Genomic DNA, 26,358 nt, shown 5'->3' on the forward strand with positions numbered 1-26,358 from the left:
TCTTTCATCCATAACGATTTAACATCTTTTTATAACTCCATTGCATCATCTTTGACTTTCGTGACCGCTTTTTGCTTTTTTATCAGTATGACAAACAAGCTCCCCAATAAGCAAAAGATTCCTGCAAGGAAGAATGCCCATGTATAGGAGTTGAATATTTTGAAGATAAGCCCTCCCCCGTACGCCGCCACTGCTGCACCCACCTGATGGGCCGCGAATATCCACCCGTATACAATCCCACTTTTCTCCATGCCAAATACTTGCCTTGAAATGCCTATGGTCGGAGGAACAGTGGCTATCCAATCCAAGCCATAAAAAACGGAGAAGATGATCAATAGACCGATTGAGCCTTCATTTAGCGCAAAAGGCAGTAATACGAGGGAAGCACCCCTTAGAGCGTAATACCAAAACAACAGCCAACGATTATCAAAACGATCTGATAACCACCCGGATACAGTCGTACCAATCAAATCAAAGATTCCCATGAAAGATAGCAGTGATGCTGCCGTCACAACCGGTAAACCAAAACTAATGCAGTAAGAAATGAAATGTGTGCCGATCAACCCGCTCGTTGAAAGTCCGCATATAAAAAAGCTTCCTGCCAATAACCAGAATTCCTTCACTCTCACTGCTTCAATCAACGACTGAAAAGCCATGGCGATGGGGTTCTTTTTTTGGACTGTAACAGCCTCCTGACTTTCCTCTTCTAATCCATATGGAAGAGTGCCGACTTCCTTCGGATTGTTTTTCATGAATAAAAGGATGATTGCCAGCATGATCAAGCTAAGGACCAAAATTAATCCAATCGCCCATCTCCATGAGTGATTCTCAATGATAATGGCTAAAACCGGAAGTAAAATGAGCTGACCTGTGGCTGTACTTGCCGTTAGTATCCCGACCGCCAGCCCCCGCCTCTTCTCGAACCAACGATTTGCCACATATGGGCTTAATACCGTTAAAAACACTCCAGAACCCAATCCAATGATAATTCCCCAAATTAGCATGAGCTGCCACTCATGCTCCATGAAAAAAGTGAGGAAAATCCCTGCCAATAAAGTGGACATGGCCAATACCATCATTTTCTTCAATCCAAGCACTTCAATTAGAGCGGCCATGAATGGACCCGATAATCCATAAAGAAAAAGACTTATGGCGAAGGCTAAAGAAATGACGGACCGGTCCCACCCGAACTCATTTTCAAATGGTACGATGAATACTCCCGATGATGACCTAACGATTCCGGCTACAATAATCGAGAAAAATGTTATGATTAAAATAACCCAGCTATAATGAATACGTTTCAATGTTCTCCCCCACAATCCAAAACTCTTAGAATCAACATGATGAAAAAGAAAAACTATAATAATTTGAAATATTTTAATAGTAACACTTTATCGTTAAACAGGAAGCTTTTTATCGAAACAAATTCAAGTGCTCCTGAATGACCATCCTTATCCAACAATGGCTTGAGTTACTGTGGCTTATTTACGAATGGAAACATATATATCGCCCTCTCAATCTTCATTTCATCAGGGTCGATATCTTCATGGCTTAATATGAAACCCATCGAACGGGCAAACAGAAAAAAAACGCTGATCATTTCTGAACAGCGTCAGCGAAGCATCAATTAACGAATCTGCCTGATTTCCCCTTAGATTCCCAGTAATCATTACGGAGGTGGATTTTTTGTATTTTCCCCGATGCCGTTTTTGGAAGCTCATCGACGAACGACACACTGGTAACTGATTTGAAATGAGCTAGTTTTTCCCGTGTGAAGGTCCTTATATCATCCTCCGTTAATTCCACGCCCCTTTTTGGCACAATGAAGGCATGCGGCGTCTCTCCCCACTTTTCATGCGGAACGGCAATGACTGCCGCTTCAAGAATGTCCGGATGTTCGTAGAGTACTCCTTCCACTTCAATCGAAGAAATATTTTCTCCGCCACTAATGATTATATCCTTTTTGCGGTCAACGATATCAACATTACCATTTTCATCGATTGTGGCCATATCCCCTGTATGCAGCCATCCATTTATCAGTGTCTGGCTGGTCGCTTCTTCATTTTTCCAATAACCTAACATCACTCCATGACTGCGGACGATGAGCTCCCCGATATCCACGCCATCATGGGCAACTTCCACACCATTGTCATGGATAACCTTTACCTCACTGCCTATGATGGGATATCCGGCTTTCGCCTTCATTCTGTATTTTTCTTTTTCCGGAAGATCATCGAATTCAGAACGAATCAGCGAAATCAGACTAACCGGTGTTGATTCAGTCATTCCGTAAATTTGAATGAATTCCCAGCCTAACTCTTTTTCCACCCTTGTAACGAATGCAGGAGGCGGAGCGGAACCCGCAACAACGATTCGGATATCCTGCTCGATATTCGGAACATTCCGTTCATAATATTGAAACAGTGAATTCAGAACCGTTGGTGCCATATGCATTATGGAAACCTTATGCTTTTCAAGTGCATCAAATATCATTTCGGGGCTGGTTTTCCTCAAACAAACTTGAGTGGCACCATTTGCCGTATAATAAAATGGGGCACCCCACCCATTCACGTGGAACATCGGCAGTACATGCAAATATGTATCGCGGTCATTGACCCTGAAATGATGCATCGCACCTAGGGCATGTAAATAGTTGTTGCGGTGAGTCAGCATCACCCCTTTGGGATTTCCTGTGGTCCCGCTAGTATAAAGGAGGCTTGAAACATCATTTTCATCCACTGACTCCCGGTTAAAGCTCATGTTATCATAACGTTCCAGCCAATGGTTGTAATCGGTTTCATTTATTTCTTCATCTTTATAATGAACGATTATGTGCTCCACCGATTCAAGTTCATCCTTGACAGGGGAAATTAGATGATACAATTCCTGATCTACGAAAAGGACCTTTGACTCGCTATGGTTCAAAATGAATACATAATCGGCAGCCTTCAAACGGATATTCAATGGAACGATTACTGCCCCAAGTTGAAATACCCCATAAAAGCCTTCAAGCATCTCAATTGAGTTAGGTGCCAAATATGCCACCTTATCACCCTTTTTGACTCCAAGATCCCTTAAACCATTTGAAAGCTGGTTTACACGGCCGTTCAACTCTGAGTAGGTTAATACCTTGTCATCTCCAATGATGGCTTTCTTATCGCCATATAGTAAGGCTGCTCGATCTAAGAAATGCGATAATACTAACGGTACGTTCATTTCCTCACCTCTTTTATTTTATTTGAAAATTCTGAATTAGTTTTATATTACCATATCTGTTCCCATTTTTTCAATAATATCAGCCGTTGTTATATAACAATATATTGATAGGCGGATGAATCACATCAATCATGAGTCAACATACAATACATTGAAACTCCCTTCAGTTATAGGCTCATGCCTAAGATTCAAGGGGAAAACCAGAATAAAAAAAGGGTGATTTTCTTGCCGGCCATCGTAGGAATCGTTCAAGTCATCAACGTCGGTAGCAGTGGAATTGTCCATATTGGTGACGTCTTTAAAATCAGTCCATATTCCACTTCTAAAACGTTTGCAGGTGCTGGCTCGTTTAATACGGGTGAATCCATATCCCTCTATAATGCCTATAGCACCACAAATACAAATGATACAGATGGTGTCGATCAGCCACTGGTCTTAAATCTCTAATGTTTTTAAGAAAGGAGTCAGCATGATCTTCAATATTCACCAGACCATACAAATCAATATGATAAAAATTGAAAGCATCGCCAATTCATCCGTTTTTCAAATAGGAAGTGCCGGTGTTATTAAACCATATTCCACATTAGCCAATACTGGAGGATTCACTGAGCCTGCTCCCGAAATTGAAGCTGATGTTACCCCGTTAACCAGTTTCGTCCCATTTACTCCTAGTTAATAGGCATTCACCTACATCCAACTTTTTCATATACTGTCATATATGAAATTAACATATTGTGAAGGTGAGGTGTTGAATCGTGAATCAGGATCTATATTCATATTCCATACAAATGCAGCGTTTTCTTGAAGCCCAGGATAAACGGATCATGAAACTTGAACACGAACTCAAACGCCTGACAGATGAACTTGCCGAGCTGAAAAATAAACCGCCAATCCATGTAGATAAAATTGAATATAAATTCGATCAGTTAAAAGTAGAATCTTTAGATGGAACGTTGAATATCGGTTTAAATCCCAATGACCTTAACAACATTGATGAATTTGCCGTCAACAACCAACCCGTTCAACCAGCACCAAACCTATTTCCAGGCAGGGAAATCGTTGTCCAGGAAATTCACAATGATATAATTTCAGACTTGGAAAATATGATCCACGATGCGGAAACCCAGCTGAAAATATCATTGGAACCCTCTTATCATGACTTCATAAGGCAAGACGTCGAACGCCAGCTTCATCAACGAATCAATATGTATTTCGATAATCTTTCTTACGCGGAACGTGCACCGCAGCAACGGGAGAATGTCAAGGAAAAGGTCAGGGAGAAGGTAAAATCCGATATTCAAACTGCATTATTACAATTCATTACCCATTCACAAGCCGAGACAGGAGGAAATCCAAATGGAGTTTAATGTAACCAATCACCAGCTTTGTGTAGGAGATATTAAAATTACCGGTGTAGCAAGCTCTGCTTTATTTCTCATAGGGGATGTACAAACGGTCCAACTATCCTCAGCATTCGATACCCCGCCGGAATCCCTGATCATCGGGCCATTCGTGCCGTTTTCTCCAGAAGGATAAATAACATGTTTTCTAGAATATCAAAAGTAAAATCTTTATTATCCGACACGGTATCATTCAGCTCCACCCTGCAAATCGGGGATACATCATATATAGATGGAAATGCCCTGGCGATAGCCGTTCAGAAGAAAAGTGAAACTTTCGATTCAGTGGATATTCATTTCGAGAACTATGACATTTTTAAGAAACCACTTTATATCCCGAGATTGAATGAACCAGTCATATCAAGTTTTTCAAATCCGAATCCCTTCATACGGGTCGGCAATATCAATATAATCGGGATATCAGCCTCATCTGTGGTTGGTGTGGGGAACGTAGGCCATGCACGTATGGAATCAAGAGCGAAACATATTCGAGAGGTTCCTAAAGATTCAACGGACAACACTTAAACTTTTAAAGGAGGGGTTCATATGCCCGCCATTACCGGCCCAGTTCAAGTATTTAATGTCGCGCAAGGAAACCTGGTATTCGGTGATTGCGCCGTCATTTCCCCTAAGTCTTCGTCCAAATCCGTTTTCGGATCCGGTTCGGGGAACACAGCTGCAATCACCTTCACGGCCAATGGCCTGAATGGAAGCAATGTCCTTGATATCAATGGGGTCGACCAGCCCATTACAGGGAATAATTAGTGAAAGAAGAAGCCTCCCATTTCCAGGGAGGCTTTTAAATTCGGCCTATTTTTCTAACATGTTAAATACTTGCTCGACGTCTTTGTCTCCCCTGCCTGATAAATTAACGATCAGTACATCCTCTCTTGATAACTCTTTTGCCAGCTTCATGGCGTGAGCTAGAGCATGTGAGCTTTCGAGAGCTGGAATGATCCCCTCTGTCTTGGATAATACCTGAAAAGCCTCAAGAGCTTCTTCGCCTTTTACTGTCTCATATTCCGCTCGTCCGCTATCTTTCAAAAAACTATGCTCGGGCCCCACGCTTGGGTAATCCAAACCGGCTGCTATGGAAAATGTCGGTTTTGGTTCCCCTTGTTCGTCCACTAACGTCAAACTTTTGAATCCGTGCAATACTGCCGGGACGCCTTGCGAAATACTCGGGGCCTCAATTGGCTCTACACCAATTAAACGGACATTTTCTTCATCGATATAATGAGCAAAAGCACCAATCGCATTACTTCCCCCTCCTGCACAAGCAATGATGGCAGTTGGCAGTTTTCCTTCCTTTTCAAGGATCTGACGCTTTGATTCTTCACTTATGATTGATTGGAAATGCTTAACGATCGTTGGATATGGGTGTGGTCCCACTGCTGAACCAAGCAAGTAAAAAGTATTTTCATAGTTTTGCACCAAATCATTCAATGCCTCATCAACGGCATCCTTCAATCGACCCTGTCCCTTTTCGACCGCTACGACTTTTGCCCCCAACAATTCCATCCGAAAGACATTCAATGCCTGTCTCTCCGTATCCAGCTTGCCCATATAGATCACGCACTCCATGCCAAACATCGCACATGCTGTCGCAGTCGCCACACCATGCTGTCCAGCCCCAGTTTCTGCGATGATGCGTTTGGCACCCATCCGTTTAGCGAGCAGGATTTGTCCAATCGCATTATTAATTTTGTGAGCCCCTGTATGATTCAGATCTTCACGCTTCAGGTATATTTTTGCCCCGCCAACCTTTTTCGTTAAATTCTTTGCATGGGTTAACGGGTTTTCGCGTCCGACATATTCTTTCAGATAATATTGAAACTCCTCAATGAATTCCGGGTCATCCTTATATTTCAGGAATTCCGTTTCTAAACTATCCATTACTTCCTGAAGTTCACCCGGTACAAAGCTTCCACCGAACTCACCAAAGTATCCCTTGCTCTTGATCTCACTCTTCATACTATTCTCTACTCCTTTATGAAGGTATTTTTCTCCACTAGTATATAGTAAGCATTCATGACTTTTCAAACTATTCTGTTTATTCAACCAAAAAGAGTATCCCACATCAATGGGACACTCCTTCTCTCTTATACTTCCAATAAATGCGAGCCGTCAAAGAAAAACAAGTAACGGCCGGTTACCTTCTTATTCATTATCCCCTCAACAGCCCTCGTATAGAGCTGAAGCTGCATCCGGTATCGATCGGCAAGAATCTCTTTAGCCCCTTCATACCCGCTAGCAAAACGGCCGGTGATTGTATCCGTTTTATAATCGAGAAGCACAAGACCTTGTTCATCTTCAAAGATACAATCAATCACACCTTGGATAAGGATCTCTTCATCTCCAGCTGCCCAATCGCCGTAAGCTTCCTTTGCAGGCAACGACATCGTAAATGGGACTTCACGGCGAATGCTCTCGGCCCTCTGCATTCTTTGTCCGATTTCACTGTCAAAGAATTCGACGATCGTCTCCGGATCCACAGCTTCTTTCTGTTCCTCCGTCAACAACTCGCGTTGAATCAAGTCAACCTTCAGTTCCTGAATCGATTGAATGGTAATCTCCTTAGATAGATCTATATGCTGCATGACTAAATGTGTAATCGTACCCCTTTCAGCAGGAGTCAGTGACTTTTCTTGCATGAAAGTCGGCCGCTTCGTGATAGGACGCTTAAATTTACGCAACAACTCTGTGGAGCTTTGCTCGTCCTTAAGTTCATATTGTCGTTTTAGTTCGGAAACGGATTGCTTGGAACGATACACCGTCGCCTCATGTTCGGGGTACTCCCATTCCAGCTGTTCCTTGATATCATCATAAAACTCGGAAACGATACCGACTTTCTCCGATTTCTGGACATGATCAAGTATTTGCTCTTGAACTAGTGCCTCTTCCTCATCCAGAACAGCAAGCTCTTCACTTGGAATGACGGAAATGGACCAATTCGATGGATGCGACTCCATTTCCAAGCCAAGACCTGCAGCACCAAGAGAATCCCGATGTCGGACAAGGGATGGACCAATCCAATCAAGATAACTTTTTGCACCTGCCCGTACATAGTCCTTTAATAGCCAATCCCCATGTGCCGCATTACTTTCCCAGTTCTGCTGCGTTTTTTCTGCATCATTGATACTGGCGATCAAATAAAGCTTTTCCTTAGCCCTTGTAAGAGCCACGTAGAGGACACGCATCTCCTCGGCAATTAATTCAAGCTGCTTTTTTTTCTTAAAAGCCAATTGAGGGAGGGATGGATAAGTTATCCGTAATTCGGAATTCACATACTTTGCCGCAAAGCCATAATCCTTATCCAGTAAATAGGGCTTGCGTAAATCCATCATATTGAATTGCTTGGAAAGACCGGCAATGAACACGATCGGGAACTCAAGCCCCTTTGACGAGTGAATCGTCATCAGCCGGACTACATCTTCCTGTTCCCCTAAAGCCCGAGCTGCCCCTAAATCATCTCCACGTTCTTGCATCCTTTCTATGAACCGCAAGAAACGGAACAGACCGCGGAAAGAACTTGCTTCATATTGCCTTGCCCTGTCATACAGCGCTCTTAAATTGGCCTGACGCTGTTTACCACCCGGCATCCCACCTGCAAAATCATAAAACTGCGTTTCGCGATATAGAAGCCAGATCAAATCTGATAATGCCTCCTGCCTGGCAACCTTCCTCCACTTCACTAGTTTTTTATAAAAAGCAGAGGCTTTTTCATAAAGCCCCGGATGTTCTTCCGGGTCACTCTTTCTGTAAAAATCAGCTAGCGCTTCGTAATAGCTTCCTGTATGGAATAAACGCACCTTTGACATCTCTTCTTCATCCAGCCCGACGATAGGTGAACGGAGAACGGATGCCAATGGGATATCCTGTTGCGGATTATCAATCACCTTCAATAAGGAAATCATGATGGCCACTTCAGTCGCTTCAAAATACCCTGTCGACAAGTTGGCGTAAACTGGAATTCCCTGTTTTTTAAATTCCTCCATGATTTGCGGTGCCCATGGCATCGAACGAAGAAGAATGACCATGTCTCGATAAGTGGCAGATCGGTACTTTTTGGTTTTCGTATCATATATCCGATGCTTTTCGCTTATAGCCTTTTTAATGAGCTTGGCCATCTGCCTTGCTTCGAGCTGCGCTTTTTCGAGCTCCTCGGCCTCAAACCCGCCATCCGATCCTTCCGTTTCCGAATGAGCTTCCGGATCGGCTGTTCCATCAATTAAATGGAGTTCGATCGGGTTTGGATCGTCTTCGGGATATGGAGCACCTTTTTTCAATTGGGCATCTTCATCATAATCAATCTCACCGACTGTAATGCCCATCAACTGTTGAAACAAGAAATTGGTCCCATCGAGAACTTCCTTTCGGCTCCGAAAATTGCGGTTCAAATCAATTTTCAGTCCGGAATCAACACCATCATGGGTAAAACGTGTGTATTTTCCAAGGAAGAGATTCGGTTCCGCAAGCCTGAACCGGTAAATGGACTGCTTAACATCGCCTACCATGAAAAGATTCCCATGATATTCGCTGTCAGCCGTCACAAGTGTTAAGATGGATTCCTGAACCAGGTTCGTGTCCTGATACTCATCTACAAGTACCTCTTTGAACTGGTTCCTGTATTCGACGGCTGCCGCTGAAGGTTTTCGTTCACCATCCACAATTTCCCCTGTCAAAATTTGAAGACAATAATGTTCCAAATCCGCGAAATCCACCAAGTTCTTTTCTGCTTTTGCAGCAAAGAATCGATCGTCAAACCGTTTAACTAGCATTACAAGTGTATCGACATAACCCTTGAGCTCCCTTATATCCCGCAAGTAGCTTTCCGGTTTACGGGAAAATAACTCTTCCTGTAACGATTTGATGATCTTCTTTGCCTTATCCCGATACTTGGTAGCCTCATCCGTGACTTCTTTGATAAAATCTGTACCAGTAAGGCGTTTTACCGTCCCAAATTTCACGTTTTGGATTTCTTCATAAAAAGCATTCCAGGATTGGTCCTTCACTTCCGAAAGTTTAGCAACCAGGGCAAGATCGGCTATATAATTCTCAGCCCTTGGTGCCGGCCCCCCAGGGACTTTTGTCAACGCAAGCGAGCGTTCCAATAAATCCCTGGCAGTGTCCAATTGTAAACCAATATCGAACTTCAATGAATCGATAAACGAAAGATCATCAATCCCATCATCATCAGCCAACTCATACATGCCAGCGGCACCATCGAGCCATCGGTCCGGGTCTGGATTCGATTGTGAAAAATCATGCAGCGATCGAACGATATTCTGAAGTGCATCATCGTTTCGATCGCTTGTGAAAGCATCAACCAAATTAAAGAACTCTTCATTATCACTTTGGCCATACTGCTCCTCAAAAAGCTCTTCCATCACTTCATCACGGAGCAGCTGGATCTCCGTAGAATCTGCAATCCGGAAGCCCGGGTCGATATCCGTCAGATAATAATACTTCCTGATCACCTCTAAACAAAAGGAATGAAGTGTGGAAATCGAAGCACGATTAATCAAGCTCAACTGCTTACGCAAATGCTGTGAATGCGGATTATCATTGATCGCTTTTTCTAATGCCTCACTTACCCGATGGCGCATCTCGGCAGCCGAGGCATTGGTGAATGTAACCACGAGCAGTTCATCAACATCGATTGGATCTTCTTCTGAAATGACTTTTTGAATGATCCGATTGACGAGTACCGCTGTTTTCCCTGAACCTGCAGCGGCCGCAACCAGTATGTCCTGATCTTTAGCCCATATCGCCTTCCATTGATCTTCCGTCCAAGTCACGTCTCCTGGCAGAGCAGGAATTTTCGTTTTACTCATCGCTCTCCCCCTCCCCCCTTAATAGCTCAAGAACGTCATTTTGTTTCTTCTGTGCCAAATTCCTGAATTGGTTCTCCTCCAGTGACTGGTCGAATTGGCATACAGATTTAAAGGAACAGAAGGTACACGGCGTTTTTTCCTTTAATTTGTATGGCGTTATTTCCACATCACCATCGACCATTCGATCACCAGCCTCCTGATAAATACGGCGCACATGATGATTCAGAAGCGAAAACTCTTCCCTGCTGGCAACCTTGGAAGCCGCCAGGAGCGATCCGTCCTTTTTAAATCCAGCTGGGATGATATCCGACTTACCCGAATTTTCAATATCAAGCGAGGTATCCATCATCTGAATGACATTTGAATGATCTAGTACAAGTCCATTCATTTTAAAACTTTTATAAATTTCTTCTTCAATTTTATCCAAACTGAGCATTCCCTTTGATTTGACAACGGGATTATGCACATGAAAATACAAAACGCCGGCTGGAATCGCTTCTTTTCCAATAAGCGACTTGGAATGGGTGACGACGATATCAAGGTATGTCAACATTTGCAGCGCGAGTCCATAATATACTTCACTCATGTTCAGTTCCTTTTCACTCGACTTATAATCGAGCACACGCAAATAGACACCCTCATCTTCTTCCGCTTTATCCACGCGGTCGATCCTCCCGATCAATTCCATCTTCGTACCGTTTTTCAATGTGAAAGAAAGTGGAGGCAGCTCGCCATTTTTTCCGAATCCAAGTTCTAATCCGATTGGAGCAAAACCGCTCACCTTTGCATGTTCACTTAATACGATCGAGGCACGTCCAATCACGTGTTCCAGTTTCCTGCGTAAATAGTGATGGCGGTTCGTACTTAACAAAATCTGATTTTGGAGTTTAGGAGCAAGTCTCTCCACAGCAATTCTAGCCAGCTCCAAGCATTGTTCCGAGGTCAATGTAGACCAAGGAATATCATGTTCCTTTAAGTAATCGGAAATCATTTTCAACGCTCCATGGAACATCTCGCCTATATCCGGTGCATCCAAACGGAAAATTTGCCGTTCCCGCAATTTCAAGCCATGAGCGGCATAATGGGAAAACGGGCAGCTATTGAACATTTCCATCCGGGATACACTTGTAAGAATGCTCTCACCGTATAATTGCTTACTTGTTTCCTCAGATAATTTCTTTGTCCTGTTTTGATAAAAAAGGCTCGATAAAACCTTAGTTGCTGAAGGACCGGCCATTTCATCATCCATAATGGCATTATATACATCCCACCATAGTGAATGGATTGGATAGTTCCTTTTTTTCAGCTGCAATTGGGCAGCCAGGTACGATAGGGCCACATCATGATTTGCAGCATATTTCACCTGTTCCTCAGCAGACAGATCGGACGGATCGTTCATATAATATACATCGGAAACGTTAGGCAATACGTCCCTTACCCGTTTTAAATAGGATGAGGGTAAAAGTGCCTTTCCTTCCTCATCGGCAAGCGGATATGATAAATAAAGGGCCTCAGCAGGCGTAGTAAATGCTTTGTACGCTGTAAACTCCTCATCCAGCAGGCGCACTTTTGAACTTGGGGCAACATCAAGTCCACCAGCCAGCAGCGCCTCACGATCAGTATCTGAAAATATCCCGTCAGATACAGCTTTTCCTGGCAGAACCCCTTCGTTCAGACCGATAACAAAAGCTGTCTTCACATCATCCAGGCGGGATAAATCCAGATTAGCAACTAATACTTGGTCAATTGCCGGCGGTACCAAAGAAAATTCAAGAGACTCCAGACCAGCTTCAATGATTACCGCAAACTGTTTCATGGAAAGCTCTTCCCCGCTCAGCAGTTCAACGAATTGGTCTAATAGGTCGACAACCGCATTCCATGTTTGCTCATGCTCTCTAGCCGATACTAAATCACCTGCTTCTTCTGCCTCTTGTTTCAGCTTTTCCAATTTTTCCGGTACATGCAATTCTTCAAGATATAGATAAAGTGCTTCACACAATTCCCTGCCATTAGCAGCCTTTTTAACACGTTTTGAGAGCTTCAGGATGGGCTCGGTAAATAATTGCTTCATCTCATTCAACTCTTGCTCAAGCTGCATCTCCTTATCCGTTTGGTTCCGATCCTCGAGTTCCAGTCCGCGGAAGCGCCGGTAGGTCCAACGATCTTTGGACGTCCACCTGCTTCCTTTAATGCCACGGGCCAGCACATAGTTTTCCAGCTTATCTACCTGTTCACGCATCCTATCGTGGTTTTTTTGCAGCGGAAATAGAAGCTCCGTCTTGATTGCACGAAATACCGGCTCATAACGCCAATAGCCATTGATGATCTCCAAAGTGGAACGAATCAGTTCGATCAGAGGATGATTCAGCATCGTCCGTTTGGAATCGACGAACAAGGGAATTTGATAATCCCGAAAAACGGTTTGTAAAATATCTGCGTATGCTTCTCCATTACGGACTAAAATCGCTATATCACGGAAACGGTGCTGTTTCTGTCTGACCAGCGACAAGATGTCCCGGGCAACTCCTTCAATCTCAGCTCTGCGGTTAACTGCCTGGGCGATCGTTACATCTGGTGACTGCTCAAACGTTTGTGCAGGACGAATGGCAAAATAAGTTTCCAGATGGTTCAGCCCCGGACTCTTTCCAAACCTTTCGGTTCCTTTTAAGATTCGATCTTCTGAAATGGGTATGCCATTCCTCAATCCAGCCTGATAAAGGTGATGATAAAGATTCCCTGTTTGCCTGAACAATTGCAAATCATCCGGAGCAGATTGTCTGTAGGGCTGATCTAACGTCAGCGAGATCGTTACACTCCTGCACAGCTTCATCATTTCTTCCACAATCACTAATTCCTGTGGAGTCAAGCTATAAAAACCATCGATATATATATCCGCATTCCTTATATATGAAGACTCTGACATTTTTTCGATCAGTAAAGTGAAATAATCTTCGGAATCTAAATATTTGTTAACCATTTCATCCTCAAAAGCCTGATAGACCAATTCAAGATCATACAGTTTATCCTGAATGCCGCTGCCGGCCTGTGAGGTTTCGGCCAAATAGTTTTGAATGTCGTCAGGTTGGATGCAATACTGCTTGAACTCAGCCAGCATTAGCTCCATCTGTGCAATGAACCCCTGCTTATCAGCAGATCGACCAAACATCTTTAATTCTTCCTTTTTATCATCCATGATCTTCCGTATCAACATATTAACGCCAACACTGTCCAAATGCAGCCGGCTCATCCCCCCGGTTTCCTGAAGAACGCGCCAAGCAAGCCTGCTAAAACTGAAAACCTGTGTCCGGATCATTCCGGCAAGGCCTGGTGTTTTAATTAATTTATATTCAGATAGAAACGTCATCTGATCAGGAACGAGGTAGATAATTGGATTTCCTTCGGGATCTTCTGCCAATTTGGAGCGAATTTCGTCCAATATATTCGAAGTTTTCCCTGCACCCGATCTTCCCAGTAAAAAACGGAGTGACATCTCTTTTTCCCCCTTACAACATAATATCTAGTTCCATCATACCAGAAATACTTTCGTCTTTATGACTAGGTTTCTGTTTCCAATTAGATTTACTTTCTATTATTTTACCGTTTCCCTTTAAAAAACACCAATCGTACGTTCGCGTTTTTCCCCAAAAGAAAAAGCCCACATAATTTTCGGGCTTCCACTATCAATACAATCATTCACCTGTAAATTTATAATTGAATTCTTTGACCGGCCAATATCGAACATCCACTTTACCGACAACATTTTCAACCGGTATATAACCAAAGTGACGGCTGTCAGCACTTTCAAGACGATTATCACCCATGACAAAAAGCTTGCCCTCCGGAACTTTGGTCATGTCCGTCAATTCTTTTAATGTAAAATCACCCGTAAAATCCTGTCCTGGGAAACCTTCCTTGAATTTCTCAAGATAAGGCTCATCCACTTTCTCACCATTTACGTAAAGCCAATCATCTTTATAACGAATTCGGTCACCTGCGATCCCTATAACTCGCTTAACATAATCTTCTTGTGAATTCGCGTGAAAAACAATAATGTCAAAACGGTTGATATCATGAATCTGGTAATTGATTTTATTCACGACAAGTTTATTTCCATCTTCAAGGGTCGGCTGCATCGACTTCCCTTCAACATCATAGCTTGAAAAGAGAAATGTACGGATTAAGATGTAAATAACAAAAGCTATCATCACTGGTTTTATCCAATCGGATAAAGAATTCTTGTTTGTTTTTTCCATCTAGTTCAACCCCTACTACATTTATATACTAATTTATTGTCCTTCTTCTCTCTTCATGCTTTTATTTAACCTGACTTCCAGTCTTTTCCCCACATACCATAGGATAAAGATGACAATCCCGATAATGATCGTACGCACAGGCTTATGAATTAATGATACTAAATCGTAACCTACGAAGCTGATCGTAAAGATCATCACCGCTTTCCCTCCCACTACTGCAAGTCCATATTGCAAGGGACTTACTTTTGAAAGTCCTGCCACGATATTAACGATAGCCGAAGGTGTAAAAGGGAAGCAGAGCAATATGAACAAAGGACCGAATCCATGGCTTTCCACCCACACCATCAACCTTTGCACCTGTTTATGCTTTTGCAAAAATCGGAAAAACCTCAATTGACCATATCTTCTAATAACCAAAAAGATTAAAAAAGAACCCGCTACCGCACCAATCCAAGAAAATAAAAATCCCCACCAGAGACCAAAAGCCGTTGCATTAGCAAGCACGAACACCACTAATGGCAAAAAGGGCAAAAAAGCTTCCAGCATCGGCAGTAAGATCCCAGGAATTGGACCGAATGAGCGATATTGCTGAATAAGTGCAGATATATTATCAAGTGTAAACCACTCTCGTATAGTATCCAAATCCATAATTATCTCCCTCGACATGCTACTATCAAAGCAGCATAAACTTATTAAAAACTGTTTATTTTAGATATATCACTTTCCCCTGAAATTGCAAGAATTATTATCCATATACCTTCATACTTTCCCTATCTCCGGAAAACATAATCTTGTTAACGAATATTTCTTGATTTATCAAAACTGCTTGCATATACACTTAAAATACATTAGGATAAAAAATAGAACAAATGTTCTTTTTTTTTTACAAGGTATACATACTAATATTAAAAACGTGCTATTTTAGAAAGGAGCGGTCAAGATGACCCGCATTCCAGAAGATGACCGAAATATGATTGAAAAAGCCATCTACCTCCCTATGGTTATTACAGTCTTAAACCGGGATCTCAAGGTCATCGAAATTAGTCCGTTTAAATTAAAAAGGCCCTATTCGGAGCTAGTCGAACATATTTTAAAAGTGGTTCAAGACGAACTTGCCGAGGTACGGCGCTATTTGCGCAAGGAGAATATAAAGGTTAGTGAAATCAAACGCGATGAATCGTTCACGATGTATTGTTTTTTATATAAAGGATACGAGGAACATCATAATTATTTCAATCCCCGCCTTCGCAATAAAACCGAAGACTTGTTATGTTATTACTTTTTAGAAAAAAAACACCGTTCAAGGAAATAGCGGGTTACAGGCATCCTCCATATATGTTTGCCTGTGAAATATGGGTGTTTGGAGCCTTTCCGGGAGGATACAGATGCCCTTGGATTTAAAAAAGTATGACCATTAAAAAAGCTGCCCATTTTTCCTGGCATAAAGATAAGGGATTTCAATTTTTCAGAATTAAGATCGATAAGACTCACTAACTTCCTTTTACCTGTTTGGATTTTCCATTATCATACTTTAATTGGCTAGTTCAAACCATGGATTTAGCTCTATTAAATATTACTTTTCGATCAAGCATAACCTATGTAATCAAGTGCATACTGAATACCCTTAATCATTTTTTGTTTTGAGATTCTTTAAATCAAAGTTATTTACATGCTCCTTGGCAAAGCTTGGAGTGACACCCTTTACTAGGAGCTTCGACAAATCAATGATAAAGCAATCAATATCACTATCCGCTGCAGAATGTAACACATCACTCATGATTAGCCCTGATCGATTACGGTCAACAATTCCCTGTATCGAAAGAATGGAAATGCCTTTAGTAATCGGGATGATCGGTACGCATAAAAAGACCATACTATACTTTGTGATTGAGCTTTATCATGTGGGATAAAATGTCTGCCATGGATTTCAGATAGTTAATATCTTCTCCTGAAAACACCTTTTCCTCCTTGTCCATTACACAAAGGGACCCGAATACATTCCCTTTCAAATCCTTAAACGTCACTCCTAAGAAACCTTTTACATTTAACTGACCGGTTACTTCAAGCTCCCTTGTTATGGCATCCTTCATTAAGTTTGCTGTATGTATAGCATCGCCTTTGTTCTTCATGATTAAACGGCAGAATGTCCCTCCATATTCGGCACTGTACCTTCTGGTATAATCTCCTCTTCCCCATTATAGGAACTGAGGACTGTCATCGTCCTTTCTCCCCTTTTTGTTACATAAGCCCTTTGCACAATTAGCTCCTTACTTATACTATTCGTCAATACATTTTAGAGTCAGCACAACGTTTTTGCAAAAGATTGTTATAAACCTTCATTAGAAGAAATAGAGAATAACATCCACTATCTTATTTGAGAGACAAGTTAGGCTTAATCAGTAAATTTGAGGATTTATCGTGACGGGATGTTTCAAATGTGGTTAAGAATAAACTGATATTGTTTTTAATTGGAACTTTATCAGCAAATGATTTTCCATCGAATAAATTTGAATTGTTGAACTACACTACATATAAATATTCTAAAAACATTTAATTATATCCAAACATAGTATATATATGGTGTACAATTTATTAGAACTAAATAGCGGGAAATATTTTGTCTAAACTCAGAAAGTCGATATTGATTTCGAAAACTTTGTTATGTATTTATCCAGAAGAAATACATAACAAAGTAGACGGAAAGTACAAGACCTCTCCCGAAGAGTTAGTGGAAAGAGATAATAAGGGTTATATAGAGACAGAAATTATACATCGGGGTCAGAAAAAGAGAAAAGTTCCAAAACGTATAAATCTTTATACCCTCATATTGATTTACGGCATGTCGCCTTAAATAATGATGTACGGGTGCTTATGAAGTACTGTCAAAATAAAGATGGGGGAAATTATGAAGAAGAGTAGCTTTGTAATAAATTCTATACTTGGATATATTGCAATAGGAGTATTCGTTATCGGTTATATTAAAAGTATACCGGTATAACTATACAATTCTAGGTTTTGAAGTCGATCACATTATTCTTATATTAGGAACTTCTTTCATTTTTGGGTATATATATTACCTTGAAAAGCAATTAACAATCCCCAAAAAGGCACTTTTTATTGGGGGAACATGTTTTTTTATCACTTTAATAGGTAGTTTCATTTTAGAATGATTTTGCAATAATGAAATTTAGCATTCTCTCCATTGTAATCCTATTTTTAATTGAATCACCTCTATTCCTGAACCATTTGAGAGAAGAAGTCTGTACAAATTTCAAGTAATTTTAGATCTTATGATACATATATTTAAACTGTATGCAGCTAACTTCTACAGATCCAGAAAATTATTGTAAAGACGATGAAGGTATATACTAAATTATCCTAATAAGGCAAAAGGTGGAGATATGTTGAATATCGATGGTTTGTCAAAGAAGACTTTGAAAATTTATGGATGAGTTATTTGGAGATTAATTCGAAAGCCCTTCTCATATGAGAAGGGCTTTCGTTATGCCTTAAACCCTTTTGCTAAAGAAAGCATTGAAATATAAGAAGGGCTTGCTTTAATTTTGAATGAATCCCGTTTGCATTCTTCTATGATTATCCCTGAAACCCCTCTACCGTGGTATATACATTGACTTTACCTCTGAAGCCTTTGCCCCATTTGCTTCGGTGAACAGATAGAATGATTTCCTCTTTGTTTCCTCAATCCTCTGGATCAATTTCGTTTTTAAAAAAGATGTCCGGTGCAGCTGGTTTTCGAAAGAACTGCATGATACTTCTATATCGATGGTTTGTCTATTCCTGAATGTGATGGTTGTATGTTTGGAATCCAGGCGATCATAGGATACCACATGCTCATGTGATAACCAGATGCATTGAGGACGCAACGGAGATGTAGTGGGAAAGAAGAAAATCGAACTGGTCGGATCAATCGCAATAGGCGCTTTATGTGTGATGTTTATGAGCTGTTTCGTGCCTCGCTTGCGTCCTTCATAACTTGATCCGAAGAACTCACAGCTTTTCTTTATTATTTCCATAGGTTTAAACGGGGAGATGAACTCGTCCTCCATTTCAACGATGCGGGCATATATTTTACTGCCGTAATTAATTGGCGAAACCATTAGTGTATGTGGCGTGATTTCGTATTCCTCGATGATACCCTGATTATTTTCCTTCATTTTTAATCCACCTCTTCCTCATTGCTAAACACCGCTTTTACTTGACCAAAGCTTATCCTCTTAATTGCTTGAACCCTTCCATTCCCCATTGTCCAAGAAGAGTGAAGGGAGATAGTAAATGTATGTTAAATTACTCACTATAATAGCACAACCCTTAAACATAAAAAGCAAGTTCACAAAAAATTAAAAATTCTTTTATAAAGTGGCTTTTTCGTCATTTAAACGACACATTCTCTATTAGGATTTAAATTTTTTAAATTTTCAGTTGATTTTATCCGCTCAAATCCATATAATAATAAAAAGGGTCAGGGGTGGTAACTTTGAAAAATGAAAAATCTTATTCAGAGTCAGTGAAGTCCTTATCAATGAGCGAAATGAAAAACGATGCCGTGGTTCAGGAAATGTTAATTGATATGATTATTCAGGAAGCCGTCCTTACTACCAAAAAGAATATCCTTGCAAAACAAATCGATGAAGCCTTGGATATGAAAAACAAACCTTTATTCTTAAAACTAAGTTCTGAAATGAACGTTTTACTAAAACAGTTTGGAAATTAAAATGCATGACTAAAAAACAGCCTAATGATCAAAAAAGCCTCCCATAATGTTGGGAGGCTTTTCTAATTATCATCACTCTTTATGAAACATCCCCATGACCTCGGCTGTTTCGGTTATATTGACAAAAGCATTCGGATCCACTTCTTTTATCATCGTTTTTACATCGGTTAACTGATAACGTGTAATGACTGTCATCATTACTTTACTCTTTTCTCCTGAATATGCACCTTCACCATCCATGACTGTAATTCCGCGATATAGGTTGGTCAGGAGCTTATTTTTCATTTCATCACTCTTTTTGGTAACGATCATCAATGTTAATTTAATGTGATTGGAATGGATCGTATCAATCACCTTTCCTGCTGCATAAATGGAAATCAGCGTATATAATGCAGCATCCCACCCAAAGATGAAGCCTGAGATAACCACCACAACTGCATTCATCACCGAAAGCAATGTACCAAGTGGAAAGTCGCTCTTCTTAGCCAATAGCATGGCAATGATATCAAAACCGCCCGAAGACCCCGAAGCACGAAAGATGATGCCTATACCGAACCCCGATATGATTCCGCCAAATAAAGAAGACAAAATCGGTTCAGTGGATATTCCGTGAACAGGAATGAGGTATAAACTGACCGAAATCACGACAACTGATAATATCGTATAGGTGATAAAGCGTCTCCCTAATTTCAGGTATCCAAGAATCAGCAATGGCAGGTTCAACATAAAATTCAATATCCCTGTGTTGACTGGGGTAATGATTCCGAACATAATCGCAAGTCCACTAAGTCCGCTGCTTAAAATTAAATGAGGTATCAAAAATAAGTTGTAGGCTACTGCAACAAGCACTGAGCCTAAAGTGATGAAAAGTACATTATACATATCCGATCTCCTTAAAACGAACTGGGAATTTAATTTATTATAGTAGAGAACCTAAGATTTTTAAAAATAATAGTTTTTTCTGAAACTTTCCAAAAAAAAAAGCCAGCTGGTTTTCAGCTGGCTTTCAATCACCCTTTGTATCTGCATTTTCAACTGTTGAAATCCGCTCAAGCATGGTTGGATGGGAATATCGCAGCCATTTAACCAGGAATGGTGGGTTGACCTGACTCAAACCCGACCTCGTGAGTTCCTGGAACGTCGTGATAGCTGATTCTTTATCCCCGGTCATTTCAATGGCATAACGGTCAGCCCTTGTTTCTTGATATCTGGAAACATAATTGGACAGCGGACTTGAAGCAAAGAGCAGCACGGACGTTATTAAGAGAAATAATGGAAGAGAAGAAATGCTGTCAACCGAACGGACCTTTAACAGATCGCCCCAGCGTCTAATAATAAAATTCATGATTTTCGATGTCAGCCACAAACCGATTAAAGTCAGTCCTAAATAACCTGCAATCCCTATATAAATGTGCTTTTCCACATAATGAGCCATTTCATGAGCCATGATAAAAAGGATTTCATCTTCTTTCAGTTTGTTCAGGGTCGTATCCCAAAGGACTATTCTTGAGTTGGAACCTATACCGGTCACGTATGCATTCAAGGCATTTGTCTTTTCCGCCATATTTACTTCATACACGTGTTCAGCCGGAATTTCAGCCTGTGAGGCAAGTGCCAATATTTCCGTTTCCAGTTCTTTATTTTTGAGCGGATAGAATTCATTATACAGCGGATCGATCAATACAGGCTGAACAAACATCAGGAACAAGGTAAATGGAATGGACAACATCCAAGCATAGAGCCACCACTTCTTCACACTTTTCTTCATTAACCAATATAAAACGGAAACGATGATGAACATCATCCCAAAATTCACCCAGAATTCGATGACTCCATCCTTCATCCACGAAGTGAAACTTTGTGTACTTATTTGGTAACTCTTGCTCATCCGATATCCAATGAAACTGATTGGAAACAGTGCCAGGTAAGAAATAACGGAGAGCCAGAATAAGTAAATGCCCGTTCTGATCACTTTCCGTCTCGAGACTGCCATTGACGATTTTTCGAATACTTTTGAAAAACCAAATAATAAAATGAAGAAATACAGCAGCCATTCATATGGCGTGGATACGAAAAAAATAAAATTCCGCAGTTCTGAATACTCTTCGCTAAGCTTTAGTTCCCTTGCATTCAGGAATGTTGCAGGATCTGCTGCAGTTCCACGCAAAGCTTCGGGAATGGAGGTATCAGCTCCATAAAAAATATACCAATACATCGCTGCTGCATAAAGGATATATAATAGAATCGCTCTTCCAGCCCATTTTCTTACCATGATGCCCCTCCTTAAACGAATCTCCCTCTTAATAGTTTAATCCAAAATGGACAGGTTAGAACCGCATTTCCCTTCTATATTATTTATTCCTTTAAACCTTCTTCATTTTTATTTTTTATTCTTGGATTATCAACCTTAAGAGTTCACAGAATGCACCTTCAGTCAAAAATGTACTTTCATGGACATACGAGGAGGCGGAATGATGTATATGCAGAAACATAAAAAAACGGCTGGGAGGTTTAAGGTAACGACGAATTTGTCCCTTTGCCGCCACTAATTGCTTTGATGAAAATCGTTTCATCAAAGTTTTTGGAATGTGAATTAGATAAAGAATCCGTGTAAAGGCCATTTATGAAAGAAGCCGATTAAAGGAAGGCGGGCCTGAGTTGTCATCCCCTCATCCCGCTATTTTGAAAACTATACAAAAGTGCCATAAGCTCCGGTCGATTATTAACATTCAGTTTTCTGTAAATACTACCGTGCCGATGGATAGAAAAAGTTTTTTTGTAATTTGCTGATTCGTTTCGCCTTGTATTAGCAGGGGAAGCAGCTCATACTCTCGTTTAGAAAAGGCCCACAATTTTTCTATTGCCTTATCCAAAGTTACTGGTGATCTTTCAACATCCTGCTGTAGCTTCTTCATTAAAATTGATTTAAATGAGGCAGGATAAACTATCTGACCGTTGGCACATTGACGGATTGCCGACACGACAGCACTTGTTTCATTCCGCCATCCTGTAACACATAACCTGCAGCACCATGGCATATGGCTTCGATAAGATAATGATCTTCTGAATAAGCAGTAAAAATGAGGAAAGGAGTGGATGGATGGTTTTCCTTTAGGATTGGCATGACTTCCTGTCCAACTTCCCTGATGACCGGGCATCAATAAGAATAACATCTGGCATGACTAATGATGGATGATCGGAATCAAGAACTTCCATTCTTTCCTAGTTACCCCTATGTCCTTAATGTCTTCTTCTTTTTCGATGATTCCCTCAAGTCCTCCCTGACCACCATATATCATTAGCTTAATCGACTTCATAACTTCACCTGTTACTTTCATTATTTGTTATAAATCCGGTAATTTTTTATAATTGTCCGCCACTAATAGTTCTATTGGTCTATATTTCACATCAAAAATTCACCTGAAAACAAATTTAAACTGTAAAATGCTTAAAATGTGGACCTCCTGAAAGTAAAAAGGCTATCAACCCGTTTGCCTTCAGGATGATAGCCTTCTTCTTTGTTCCTCATCTATGAGCGTATCAAGTTTCATGATGCTCTCCTTTGCCCGGAGAAAATCAATTTTGCGATAATGGTGTTTTCCACCTTCTTCTTCATCTTTTTCGTCGGCCCATTTGACGACTTGTTGAAGCGGTGTACGAATGATATCATTTGAAGGTAAGAACGAATCGGTGTGAAATAAAATGGCGAGGGAAATGGTCTTTGCCTTTATCGGGTTTTCTCCCAAGCGGATTAACAGTTTATGTGCCCGTTCTGCACCTTTGATGGGATGGATATCATTTTGTTTATACATATCATAATCCCATTTACCATTGCGATACCAGGTGAAATGACCCATATCATGCAAAAGTCCAGCTTTAGCTGCAATATCAGGGTCTATATTGTATTCGTTTGCTAAGTGAAACGAATGGTATGCTACCGCAATTGCATGTGCCAGACCTGAACGGTTCAAGTATTTTTGAGCAATGGGATGTGTAAAAATATCTAAAAGCTTTACATCTCTCATCTAACCCCTCCTTACAATTATGTGGAAATTTTTAATGACAATCATAACTCTTTTCGAAACAAGAATCAAGGTTTTAAGATGCGCCAATATATTTTATGCAGCCTGATACACTTTGGTTGTACAAAAAAAGGACCATTGCCGTTTATCGGCAATGATCCCCTTATGATCAATGAATATTCAGTTTTGCAGTACATGGTTTTTCAAGGAGCGGCGTAATATTTTACCAGTCGCATTTTTTGGAAGTTCATCCAAAAACTCAATTTTTGCCGGCACCTTATATTTGGCCAAGTATTCCAGGCAATAGGCAAGCAGTTCTTCCTCGGTCAATGCATTATTTTTCTTTACCACAAAGCATTTAACCACTTCTCCTTGATTGGGATCGGGAACGCCTATGGCTGCTGCCTCAACTACTTCTGGATGGGCATACAGAACCTCCTCCACTTCACGTGGATAGACATTATAGCCACCGACGATGATAAGCTCCTTTTTACGATCTACAATGAAAAAATAGCCTTCATCATCCACCCTGGCTAAATCGCCTGTATATAACCAGCCATTTTTCAAGACAGCGGCTGATTCTTCAGGCATTTCATAATAACCCTTCATTACATTCGGACCTCTGACAATCAATTCCCCTACCCCATTGATCGGCACTTCTTCTCCAAGCTCATTGACCACTTTGTTTTCCACCCTAAGAATGGAGGTTCCGATGGACCCCGCCTTCCTTGGACGATCCAAAGGGTTGAAGCAGGTAACAGGGGATGCTTCGGATAAGCCATATCCTTCTGAAACCCTGACATTAAATTTCCGCTCGAATGATTCAAGCAGGGACACTGGCATGGCGGATCCGCCCGATATGCATATCCGCAACGACTTCAAAGCATCTTCTTTCGCATCTGGATATTGGAAAAGAAAGTTATACATCGTAGGCACTCCAGCAAAAACGGTTGCATCGTATTTTTTGATTTGCCTGAATATTTCCTTTGGACTGAATTGCGGGACAATTAAAAGCGTACCTCCGCTTATCAATGGGGCATTCACAACTACCGTTAAACTGAAAACATGGAACATTGGCAATGTCGTAATGACACGGTCATTTTCCGTGATTTTTAAATATTCACCAACATCATGTGCATTGGAAAATATATTGGTATGTGTAAGCATGGCCCCCTTTGGTTTCCCCGTTGTCCCGGAAGTATAGAGTATGATTGCCGTATCTTCAGGATCCAGTTCTGGACCTTTAAAGCCGTCATCCCCCGATTCGATCATTTTTGTAAACGATTTCATTTTTGGGTAGATGTTAAATTTGCTTATATCCCCATTATCCGGCTGCGTTTCACAAATTACATATTGTTCTACGCTTGAGAGGATCGGGTCCATTTTCTCTAGTAAGGGTAAAAGCTTATCTAATGCCACAACAACCTTTACATCGCCATTATTCAGGATGTAACCAATCTCGTCAGGTGTGTAAATTGGATTGACGGGAATTACGGTCGCCCCTGCTCGCATAGCTCCATACAACGAAATGATGAAATGTGGAGAGTTTCCCAATAACAGGGCAACGTTATCACCGTTTGAAACACCAAGCCTATGTAATTCGTCTGCGAACTTCGTCACGGCTTTATCCAATTCCCCATATGAAGTGGATTGATCCATAAAGTAGTATGCTGGCTTATCAGCCTTTTTTAAAGCCATTTGATGAAGCTGTTCAGATAAATTCATCTTTCTCCCTCCCCTGCAAATAGCATGAATGAACAATCATTCATTTTTATGGTAAACTAAATACATTTTCATTATATTAAAAGAAAGCAATCACAGCAACAATTTTATCCATATTCAAGAAATTACTGCCATTATTAGCACAAAAGCCGTCCTATTATGTCGGGACGGCTTTTCTGGCTTAATATATTAAAGCCAATATTTCTTCTTTCGTTACATTGCCAAAATAATGACGAACATCAATTTCATCTAGTACACTGCCGATTGCTTCCTTTTCATAGCGTGTTCCAGTAAGCTTTTGTTCAATATCCGCAATCTCTCCGACCCCGAAGAAATCACCGTAGATTTTACAATTCTCAATGATTCCCCTGTTCACTTCAAGGCGGATGTCAACAGATCCCACAGCGAATCTATGTGAGTTTTGCAAGTTGAATTTAGGTGATTTTCCGTAATTCCACTCCCAGTTTTGATATCTTTCTTCCGAGATTTTGTGAATTTTCTCCCAATCCATCTCCGTTAAAACATACTCTGTAACCTTTCCGCTATCTTTGAAAATATTTTGCAGAAGGAATGAACGGAACTCTTCAACAGACATCGGTTCTTTTAAGAAATCAGCGATATTACCGACACGGCTTCTTATCGATTTAATCCCTTTGGACTCGATTTTATCTTTTTTCACTTTTAAAGCGGATACAATGTGATCCATTTCTGATTGAAACAGCAATGTCCCATGACTGAACATTCTGCCCTTCGTTGAAAACATCGCGTTTCCCGAGATTTTCTTTCCTTCAGCAAGAATATCGTTACGACCGCTCAATTCAGCATGTATTCCAAGTTTCTCAAGCGTTTCCACGACAGGCTGGGTAAATTTCTTGAAATTATGGAAACTATCCCCATCATCCCTCGTAATGAAACTGAAATTGAGATTCCCTAGGTCATGATAAACCGCTCCACCCCCGGAAAGGCGGCGAACAACTGTAATGCCATTTTCATCTACATAATCGGCATTGATTTCTTCAATCGTATTTTGATTCCTACCTATGATGATTGAAGGACGATTAATATAAAATAGAAGATAGGTTTCATCTATATTTAAATGTTTAAGCGCATATTCTTCGATGGCCAGGTTAATTCTTGGATCTGTAATTCCCTTATTATCTATAAAAAGCACAGGTG

The 26,358-nt window shown here is 40.8% G+C and carries 27 protein-coding genes; 8 read left to right on the forward strand and 19 right to left on the reverse strand.

The genetic code is table 11. From position 1 onward, the window contains the following. Positions 1-29 precede the first annotated feature (29 nt). The gene (locus Q8G36_RS09355) at positions 30-1,304 is read right to left on the reverse strand and encodes an MFS transporter (RefSeq protein ID WP_305159743.1); all 1,275 of its coding nucleotides are present in this window, start codon (positions 1,302-1,304) and stop codon (positions 30-32) included. A gap of 319 nt (positions 1,305-1,623) precedes the next feature. Next, on the reverse strand, positions 1,624-3,216 hold the full coding sequence (locus Q8G36_RS09360; protein ID WP_305159742.1) for a long-chain-fatty-acid--CoA ligase: 1,593 nt from the start codon (positions 3,214-3,216) through the stop codon (positions 1,624-1,626). Between the two features lie 225 nt (positions 3,217-3,441). Here Q8G36_RS09360 and Q8G36_RS09365 point away from each other — a divergent pair, with 225 nt between their 5' ends. The 6 genes from Q8G36_RS09365 to Q8G36_RS09390 all read left to right on the forward strand — a co-directional run bounded on the left by Q8G36_RS09365 (position 3,442) and on the right by Q8G36_RS09390 (position 5,381). Further along, complete coding sequence (locus Q8G36_RS09365; RefSeq protein ID WP_034315507.1) at positions 3,442-3,663, forward strand: spore germination protein; 222 nt, start codon at positions 3,442-3,444, stop codon at positions 3,661-3,663. A 22-nt stretch (positions 3,664-3,685) separates the two neighbouring features. Next, positions 3,686-3,892, forward strand: a complete 207-nt coding sequence (locus Q8G36_RS09370; protein WP_305159741.1) for a spore germination protein GerPB — start codon at positions 3,686-3,688, stop codon at positions 3,890-3,892. Between the two features lie 79 nt (positions 3,893-3,971). After that, a complete protein-coding gene (gene gerPC / locus Q8G36_RS09375) occupies positions 3,972-4,583 on the forward strand; it encodes a spore germination protein GerPC (protein ID WP_305159740.1) in 612 nt (203 codons plus the stop codon). Next, positions 4,573-4,752, forward strand: coding sequence for a spore gernimation protein GerPD (locus tag Q8G36_RS09380; protein ID WP_305159739.1), 180 nt, complete (start codon positions 4,573-4,575; stop codon positions 4,750-4,752). Before gerPC ends, Q8G36_RS09380 begins: the two co-directional genes overlap by 11 nt. A gap of 5 nt (positions 4,753-4,757) precedes the next feature. After that, a complete protein-coding gene (locus Q8G36_RS09385; protein ID WP_305159738.1) occupies positions 4,758-5,141 on the forward strand; it encodes a spore germination protein GerPE in 384 nt (127 codons plus the stop codon). A gap of 21 nt (positions 5,142-5,162) precedes the next feature. Further along, positions 5,163-5,381 carry a spore germination protein gene (locus tag Q8G36_RS09390; protein ID WP_305159737.1) on the forward strand — a complete coding sequence of 73 codons (219 nt, stop codon included), beginning with the start codon at positions 5,163-5,165 and terminating at the stop codon, positions 5,379-5,381. A 45-nt stretch (positions 5,382-5,426) separates the two neighbouring features. Here the strand turns inward: Q8G36_RS09390 and trpB are convergent, their stop codons facing one another. From trpB to Q8G36_RS09415, 5 genes are all read right to left on the reverse strand, one after another. Then, positions 5,427-6,590 carry a tryptophan synthase subunit beta gene (trpB, locus tag Q8G36_RS09395; protein WP_305159736.1) on the reverse strand — a complete coding sequence of 388 codons (1,164 nt, stop codon included), beginning with the start codon at positions 6,588-6,590 and terminating at the stop codon, positions 5,427-5,429. Positions 6,591-6,718: 128 nt separating this feature from the next. Then, positions 6,719-10,453: a helicase-exonuclease AddAB subunit AddA gene (gene addA, locus Q8G36_RS09400; protein WP_305159735.1), complete on the reverse strand. Its 3,735-nt coding sequence runs from the start codon at positions 10,451-10,453 to the stop codon at positions 6,719-6,721. Further along, complete coding sequence (addB, locus tag Q8G36_RS09405) at positions 10,446-13,943, reverse strand: helicase-exonuclease AddAB subunit AddB (RefSeq protein WP_305159734.1); 3,498 nt, start codon at positions 13,941-13,943, stop codon at positions 10,446-10,448. The genes addA and addB overlap by 8 nt, the downstream gene beginning before the upstream one ends. A gap of 199 nt (positions 13,944-14,142) precedes the next feature. Continuing rightward, on the reverse strand, positions 14,143-14,706 hold the full coding sequence (gene lepB, locus Q8G36_RS09410; RefSeq protein ID WP_305159733.1) for a signal peptidase I: 564 nt from the start codon (positions 14,704-14,706) through the stop codon (positions 14,143-14,145). Between the two features lie 33 nt (positions 14,707-14,739). Beyond that, a complete protein-coding gene (locus Q8G36_RS09415; protein ID WP_305159732.1) occupies positions 14,740-15,354 on the reverse strand; it encodes a TVP38/TMEM64 family protein in 615 nt (204 codons plus the stop codon). A 292-nt stretch (positions 15,355-15,646) separates the two neighbouring features. Between Q8G36_RS09415 and Q8G36_RS09420 the strand changes: the two genes are divergently transcribed. Further along, positions 15,647-16,018 (forward strand): hypothetical protein, encoded by a 372-nt coding sequence (locus tag Q8G36_RS09420; RefSeq protein WP_305159731.1) that lies wholly within the window; start codon positions 15,647-15,649, stop codon positions 16,016-16,018. A gap of 312 nt (positions 16,019-16,330) precedes the next feature. Here the strand turns inward: Q8G36_RS09420 and Q8G36_RS09425 are convergent, their stop codons facing one another. From Q8G36_RS09425 to Q8G36_RS09440, 4 genes are all read right to left on the reverse strand, one after another. Then, positions 16,331-16,579, reverse strand: coding sequence for a hypothetical protein (locus tag Q8G36_RS09425; protein ID WP_305159730.1), 249 nt, complete (start codon positions 16,577-16,579; stop codon positions 16,331-16,333). A gap of 1 nt (position 16,580) precedes the next feature. Continuing rightward, positions 16,581-16,835: a hypothetical protein gene (locus Q8G36_RS09430; protein WP_305159729.1), complete on the reverse strand. Its 255-nt coding sequence runs from the start codon at positions 16,833-16,835 to the stop codon at positions 16,581-16,583. A gap of 2 nt (positions 16,836-16,837) precedes the next feature. Further along, positions 16,838-16,963, reverse strand: coding sequence for a hypothetical protein (locus tag Q8G36_RS09435; protein WP_305159728.1), 126 nt, complete (start codon positions 16,961-16,963; stop codon positions 16,838-16,840). Positions 16,964-18,317: 1,354 nt separating this feature from the next. Continuing rightward, positions 18,318-18,881 carry a competence protein ComK gene (locus Q8G36_RS09440; protein ID WP_305159727.1) on the reverse strand — a complete coding sequence of 188 codons (564 nt, stop codon included), beginning with the start codon at positions 18,879-18,881 and terminating at the stop codon, positions 18,318-18,320. A 320-nt stretch (positions 18,882-19,201) separates the two neighbouring features. Here Q8G36_RS09440 and Q8G36_RS09445 point away from each other — a divergent pair, with 320 nt between their 5' ends. Beyond that, positions 19,202-19,438, forward strand: coding sequence for an IDEAL domain-containing protein (locus Q8G36_RS09445; protein WP_034314641.1), 237 nt, complete (start codon positions 19,202-19,204; stop codon positions 19,436-19,438). Positions 19,439-19,510: 72 nt separating this feature from the next. On the opposite strand, the gene Q8G36_RS09450 is transcribed toward Q8G36_RS09445, so the two are convergent. From Q8G36_RS09450 to Q8G36_RS09480, 8 genes are all read right to left on the reverse strand, one after another. Continuing rightward, positions 19,511-20,320, reverse strand: a complete 810-nt coding sequence (locus tag Q8G36_RS09450) for a YitT family protein (protein ID WP_305159726.1) — start codon at positions 20,318-20,320, stop codon at positions 19,511-19,513. A 124-nt stretch (positions 20,321-20,444) separates the two neighbouring features. After that, positions 20,445-21,710 carry a M48 family metallopeptidase gene (locus Q8G36_RS09455; protein WP_305159725.1) on the reverse strand — a complete coding sequence of 422 codons (1,266 nt, stop codon included), beginning with the start codon at positions 21,708-21,710 and terminating at the stop codon, positions 20,445-20,447. A 457-nt stretch (positions 21,711-22,167) separates the two neighbouring features. Continuing rightward, positions 22,168-22,353, reverse strand: coding sequence for a LuxR C-terminal-related transcriptional regulator (locus tag Q8G36_RS29205; protein ID WP_370694031.1), 186 nt, complete (start codon positions 22,351-22,353; stop codon positions 22,168-22,170). A gap of 29 nt (positions 22,354-22,382) precedes the next feature. Then, positions 22,383-22,562: a hypothetical protein gene (locus tag Q8G36_RS09460; protein ID WP_305159724.1), complete on the reverse strand. Its 180-nt coding sequence runs from the start codon at positions 22,560-22,562 to the stop codon at positions 22,383-22,385. A 58-nt stretch (positions 22,563-22,620) separates the two neighbouring features. Continuing rightward, positions 22,621-22,755, reverse strand: coding sequence for a hypothetical protein (locus tag Q8G36_RS09465; RefSeq protein WP_305159723.1), 135 nt, complete (start codon positions 22,753-22,755; stop codon positions 22,621-22,623). Positions 22,756-22,935: 180 nt separating this feature from the next. Continuing rightward, positions 22,936-23,463: an HD domain-containing protein gene (locus tag Q8G36_RS09470; RefSeq protein ID WP_305159722.1), complete on the reverse strand. Its 528-nt coding sequence runs from the start codon at positions 23,461-23,463 to the stop codon at positions 22,936-22,938. 177 nt (positions 23,464-23,640) lie between these two features. Continuing rightward, the gene (locus Q8G36_RS09475) at positions 23,641-25,185 is read right to left on the reverse strand and encodes a fatty acid--CoA ligase family protein (RefSeq protein WP_305159721.1); all 1,545 of its coding nucleotides are present in this window, start codon (positions 25,183-25,185) and stop codon (positions 23,641-23,643) included. Between the two features lie 178 nt (positions 25,186-25,363). Continuing rightward, positions 25,364-26,353: a lipoate--protein ligase gene (locus tag Q8G36_RS09480; RefSeq protein ID WP_305159720.1), complete on the reverse strand. Its 990-nt coding sequence runs from the start codon at positions 26,351-26,353 to the stop codon at positions 25,364-25,366. Between the last annotated feature and the right edge of the window lie 5 nt (positions 26,354-26,358).

Origin of the sequence: Peribacillus frigoritolerans (genome assembly GCF_030676415.1) — a bacterium.
Taxonomy (GTDB): Bacteria; Bacillota; Bacilli; order Bacillales; family DSM-1321; genus Peribacillus; species Peribacillus frigoritolerans_A.